Annotated in this window: 6 protein-coding genes and 1 pseudogene; 3 read left to right on the forward strand and 4 right to left on the reverse strand. The window is 72.7% G+C overall.

Translation table 11 applies throughout. The annotated features are described in order from the left end of the window. Positions 1 to 447 (forward strand): hypothetical protein (locus JWR81_RS00440; protein WP_297645178.1); only part of this gene is annotated, 447 nt, incomplete at its 5' end. Between the two features lie 4 nt (positions 448 to 451). Here JWR81_RS00440 and JWR81_RS00445 read toward each other — a convergent pair. From JWR81_RS00445 to JWR81_RS00460, 4 genes are read right to left on the reverse strand one after another with little or no spacing between them, the layout of a single operon-like run. Further along, positions 452 to 811 (reverse strand): hypothetical protein, encoded by a 360-nt coding sequence (locus JWR81_RS00445; protein WP_297645181.1) that lies wholly within the window; start codon positions 809 to 811, stop codon positions 452 to 454. Further along, positions 808 to 3,531 (reverse strand): FtsK/SpoIIIE domain-containing protein, encoded by a 2,724-nt coding sequence (locus JWR81_RS00450; protein ID WP_297645184.1) that lies wholly within the window; start codon positions 3,529 to 3,531, stop codon positions 808 to 810. Before JWR81_RS00450 ends, JWR81_RS00445 begins: the two co-directional genes overlap by 4 nt. Before the next feature lie 3 nt (positions 3,532 to 3,534). Beyond that, positions 3,535 to 3,789, reverse strand: coding sequence for a hypothetical protein (locus JWR81_RS00455; protein WP_297645187.1), 255 nt, complete (start codon positions 3,787 to 3,789; stop codon positions 3,535 to 3,537). 42 nt (positions 3,790 to 3,831) lie between these two features. Beyond that, positions 3,832 to 4,092 carry a hypothetical protein gene (locus tag JWR81_RS00460; protein WP_297645190.1) on the reverse strand — a complete coding sequence of 87 codons (261 nt, stop codon included), beginning with the start codon at positions 4,090 to 4,092 and terminating at the stop codon, positions 3,832 to 3,834. 226 nt (positions 4,093 to 4,318) lie between these two features. Here JWR81_RS00460 and JWR81_RS00465 point away from each other — a divergent pair, with 226 nt between their 5' ends. Both JWR81_RS00465 and JWR81_RS00470 read left to right on the forward strand, forming a co-directional pair. Next, complete coding sequence (locus JWR81_RS00465) at positions 4,319 to 5,176, forward strand: nitrilase-related carbon-nitrogen hydrolase (RefSeq protein ID WP_297645193.1); 858 nt, start codon at positions 4,319 to 4,321, stop codon at positions 5,174 to 5,176. A gap of 85 nt (positions 5,177 to 5,261) precedes the next feature. Then, positions 5,262 to 5,434: pseudogene (locus JWR81_RS00470) on the forward strand (aspartate aminotransferase family protein); the annotation flags it as partial.

Here is a 5,434-nt window from a genome sequence, read left to right on the forward strand (position 1 = left end):
GCCCCGGCCCCGCCAGCAACGGCGGAGGGCGCCCCGGCCACCACCACCCCTCCGACCACGACCACGCCGCCGGCGCCGAAGCCCCCGCTCCGGCTCGTCCTCCCGGGCGGCACGGGCCTCGTGCTGCGCACCGCCACCCAGGACGCGTCGGGACTGCCGGCGGCTCCGGCCGCGGGCCACGGCTCGCTCAACTGGTACCCCGGCGCCGACGGCGCCTGGACCGCCGCGATCGGCCTGCCCCCGGGTGTCGTCGCACCGGCCGTCGGTGACACCGTGACCGTCGCGGGTCCGGCCGGCGCCCGGACCGTGCTGACGGTGCGGTCGGTGACCACCACCGACGCGGCCGACGCGAAGGTCGCCGCGCACCTACTGGGCAGCGGTCCCCGCGTGGTGCTGCTGCGCACCGACCCGGCCACCGGGACGGTGCTGGTGGTGGTTGCGAGCTGACCCGTCAGGTGCCGGGCAGCCCGAGCCGCCTGCGCTGAACCGCTGCTCGCAGCTCGGCCGCCCACTCTTCGACAGCGAGGTTGTGGGCGGCGAGGTCCGCGGCTTCGGCCAGCCGGTCGGGCCTGGGGAAGGGCCGCATCTGGATCCAGGTCTCGACCCAGAGCACCTCCAGGGCGCTCTCCCACGCCAGCTCGGCCACCAGCCGCGTGAGTGTGTGCCGGTCGCTCGCCTCGCGCAGCGCCTTCCCGCGGTCGACCATGAGCCCGCGCAGCTCCTTGATGCGCGCGGTGTTGCGGTCGGCGTCGGCGTCGAGGCCGTCGGTGACGGCGGCGATGACGGCCTTGTAGTCGTCGGCTGCGCTCATGCTCGCTCCACCTCCGCCGCGGGCACGATGATCACCTCGGGCGCGGCGTGCTGCGCCCGGTCGAAGAACAGGCCGCGCCCGGGCCGCGGCGACCAGTTGATCAGCACGCCGGGCAGCAACTGCTGGAGCTCGACGCCCTGCACGTCCAGTGCCACCCAGGCGCCCAGGTCGTCCACCGACGCGCCCATCATCAGCAGCGACTTGAGCCGCGGCACGCTGCGCCACCAGCCCAGCACGTGCACGCCGACCTCCGGGCCGTAGTGCACGAGCGTCCGCAGCGCCTCGGTACCGGCCCGGTCGAGGGCGGTGTCGGCCGCGTCCACGGCGTAGAGAACCAGCACCAGCGGACGCCGCGAACCGCCCGCCAGCCGCTCCTTGACCTCCGCCGCGAGCGCCTCGACCCGGTCGCGCAGCCCGTCGAGGCGCACGGTCTCGGGGGCGTGCCCGGCGTCGGTGAACCGGCGGGCGAGCACCGCGGCAGCGTGCTCGGCGTCGGCCACCAGCGGGGCCAGCACGACGTCGAGCCCACCCTTCGGCGGGTGGGTCGCCAGGGTTGCCGCGGCGGCGCCCAGCACCCGCACCGCGTCCCGGGCGCCGGCCCCGAGCACCGCGAGATTGCGGCCGGGCACCGCAGGCAGCGCCGCGGTCGCCGGGCTGCCCGCCACGTCGATGATCTGGCCCACGAGCACGCGCGGCTCGCCGTCGGCCGCGACGTCGGCGAGCAGGTCGTCGACGCGCGGGGAACGGCTGCCGTCGAACAGGCGCGGCTCGTCGCGGCCCTCGTGGAACCGCTCGTGCAGCTCGCCCTGCACGACGTCGATCGTGCCCCGAATGCTCGCGTTGGGCAGCCGGACGATCTCGTTGCCGTGCCGCATGCCCGACTCGTGGTTGATCACCGCGTGCCAGCGGGGCAGGTCCAGCGTGGCGTCGTTGCGGTCGTCCAGCACGCGGCGGGCCCGCGGCAGCGCCACTCGCAGCACGAACTGCTCGAAGATCGCCGGACGGCCCCAGAACGCCTCGATGCCCGAGACGTCCTGGCTGGCCAGCACGAGGTGGATGCCCTGCGAACGGCCGCGGCGGGCGACGTCCTCGAGAAGGGTGACGGCCGCCCTCGTGACGGCGTCCTTCTCCGCGAACAGGTACTGGAACTCGTCGATCACCGCGACGATGCGCGGCCACCGACCGTGCTCGTCCTCACGGCGGAGGTCCTCCAGCTTCGTGACCTCGTACTCCTTCGCGACCTCGGCGCGGCGCCGCATCTCGTCGGAGAGGAACTGCAGCAGGGCCACGCCGAACTCGCGATCGGTGTTGATGTTCACGCCGATGAGCCGGGCGTGCGGCAACCACGTGCCGTCGCGCTTGCCGGGGGCGAACTGCGCGAACGACACGCCCTCCTTGAAGTCCAGGAGGTAGAGCTCGAGCTCGTCGGGCGAGTACCGGGTGGCCAGTGCACCGATCATGGCCAGCAGGAAGTTGGTCTTGCCCGACCCGCTGGGGCCACCGACCAGGGCGTGCGGCGACGCGTCGCCGAGGGTCATCTGCACCGCCCTGCCGTCGGTGAACCCGACCGGGAAGCGCAGCTGGTGGGCCGAGCGCTCAGGCTCCTCGCACTCGTCCGGGCGCAGGTCGTCGAACGTCCCCATGCTGTTGCGCCGCTCTTCGTGCTCCTTCGCGATCGCGGTGCACGCCCGGGACACGTCCGACGCGACGGGCACCGGGTCCGGCCGGACGCTGACGTAGCGGCCGGTCATCGACGAGCGTGCGGCCTCGTCGTCGATGGTGACGGTCTCCACCGGAGCTCCCACGGAGATGGGGACGTCGACCATGACGAGCTGCACGCCGCACGGCAACCCGCCGGCCGCCACCCGCTGGAGCTGGCGCTGATCGTCGTCGCGCAGGGGTTCGCGGTTGCCCACCAGCACCACCACGACCCACGGCTCGGAACGGTCCTTGGGCGGCATGGCGCGCAACGACGCGTAGCCGTCGATCAGAACGCGGGTGTGCACGCGCCGGATCCGGTCGGACAGGTCCTCCAGCAGCAGCGACAGCCCGCCGGGGTCGTGGACGGTCAGGAGCCCGGTGCGGGTGAGCGGGTGCAGGTTGGGCAACGGGCCGGTGAGCTGGCGCACGTCCCAGACGTGGACGTGCACGGCACCGGGCACGAACGTGCTCATCACCCGCATCACGAGGCTCTCGACCAGGCCGATCGCGACGTCGAGGCGGTCGGGGTGGGAGCTGACCTGCAGGTGCGCCTCGTCGAGCAGCGGGACGGCGACGGGGAACGGCGGTGCCAGGGGCCCGAGCCGGCCGGTGCCGATCCGCCACAGCTCCGGGATCGCGCCGCTGAGCGCGACGGTGCCGACCGTACCGAGCCAGGACGCCGGGTCACCGCCCGCCGGGCCGGGGGCCGCCTTCGCCACGATCTCGTCGATCTCGGGGAGTGCCGTGTCCGGCGCGCGGTCGGAGGTGCGGTCCCGCTCGATCGCGCGGACGACGTGGGCGAGCTCGGGGCTGCGCAGCATGGGCCGCAGCATCGGGTCGACGGCCGCGTCGCCCAGGCCGGCCTCCCGCAGCCACAGCTCGGCCAGTGCGTCCAGGTGGGCCCGTCGCGCCGCCTCGCGCGCCATGTCGGATGCGCCGCACGCCGCCGCGATCGCGTCGCACAGCGCGTCGTAGGCGGCGCGGATGCGACGGCGACGGCCACCGATGATCGGGGCCACGCCTCAGAGCCTTGCGCCGATGTCGGCGACGACCTGCGAGCCCGCACCGATCAGCCCGAGCGACCGCTCCAGCACGTCGGCCGCGTGCGCGAGTTCGGGCGGCACCAGGGGCTCGGAGTGGTGCTCGCCGAGCTCGGTGAGCACGCCCACGGCGTCCTCGATGTGGCCCCGGGCCACACCGGCGTGCTGCTGGGCGCCCGCGAGCTGCTCGGCCACGAGGGCGAGCACGGCTCGGATCTCTCCCAGGGACTCCGTCACGGCAGGCCTCTCTTCACGGCGCAGCGCTCGTCACGGCGGCGCTCACAGCCGGGCGGCGACGCTCTCGGCGGCCTGGATGGCTGCGGCCACGGACTGCTGGACCTCGACGACGCTGCCGACCGCCTGCGCCAGCAGCCCGTTGGCCTCGGACACATCGGCCTGCCCACTGCCCTCGGAGACACGCAGCATCATGCCCTGGGCCTGCTCAAGAGCCGAGTGGGCCTGCTGCAACGCCCCGAGGCTCTCCGAGGCCTTGTCGTTGGCCAGCGCGATGCCGGAACGGACCTCTTCGAAACTGGCCATGTACGGAACTCCTGAATCGCGATCGTGCGCTCACGCCCTGCACGGGGAATCTAGCGCCCGTTCCATCCCACGGCAGGAACGCCCGTCACCGGACGCCGCCGATGACCGGTACGTCAATGTGACGAGCAGATGCCCGGTCGCTCGACGGTCTTGCGCGAGAGCCCCCGGACGGCACACCGTGTGCACTTCCCGCGCGCCGACCGCGGCGGGAGTGACGGAGGTTGGCATGAACGACACGTGGGAACCCGGTGTGGTGCGGGCCGCGATCCTGCAGGCGAAGTGGACCGGCGACACCGCGTCCATGATCGAGGTGCACGAGTCCTACGCGCGTGCGGCCGCCGAGCAGGGCGCCCAGGTGATGGGCTTCCAGGAGGTCTTCAACGCTCCCTACTTCTGCCAGGTGCAGGAGCCCGAGCACTACGCCTGGGCCGAGCCCGTGCCCGACGGCCCCACCGTGGCACGCATGCAGGCGCTCGCCCGCGAGACCGGCATGGTGCTGGTCGTCCCGGTGTTCGAGATCGAGAGCTCCGGCAACTACTACAACACCGCCGCGGTGATCGACGCCGACGGCACGGTGCTGGGCAAGTACCGCAAGCACCACATCCCTCAGGTCAGGGGCTTCTGGGAGAAGTACTACTTCAGGCCCGGCAACCTGGGCTGGCCCGTCTTCGAGACGTCGTTCGGCACGATCGGCGTCTACATCTGCTACGACCGCCACTTCCCCGAGGGCTGGCGTGCGCTGGGGCTGGCCGGCGCGCAGATCGTGTTCAACCCCTCCGCCACGAGCCGCGGGCTCTCGTCGCACCTGTGGAAGCTGGAGCAGCCCGCGGCAGCCGTCGCCAACGGCTACTTCGTCGCCGCCAACAACCGCGTGGGCGTCGAGGAGTACGGCGACAACGACTTCTACGGCACCAGCTACGTCGTCGACCCTCGCGGGCAGTTCGTGGGGGAACCTGCGTCGGGCAGCGACGAGGAGCTCGTGGTGCGCGACCTCGACCTCGGGATGATCGACGAGGTGCGCCAGCAGTGGGCGTTCTACCGGGACCGCCGCCCCGATGCCTACGGACCGCTGGTGGAGCAATGAGCGATCTTGCGAGCGAATCAGTGTCACTGCGCCCCCGCGCTGATACGTCTCACGATGGGCCGACCGAGCACAGCGAGGGAGTGCGATGAGTGCTCAGGAGCTGTTCGCCCGTACCCGCGCAGTCCTGCCCTCCTGGCTGGCGGTCTACTACGAAGAGCCGATCGAGATCGAGCGCGGCGAGGGCCGCCACGTCTGGGACGCCGACGGCAAGCGCTACCTCGACTTCTTCGGCGGCATCCTCACCACGATGACGGCGCA

The organism is Pseudonocardia sp. (genome assembly GCF_025965585.1).
Classification (GTDB): Bacteria; Actinomycetota; Actinomycetes; order Mycobacteriales; family Pseudonocardiaceae; genus Pseudonocardia.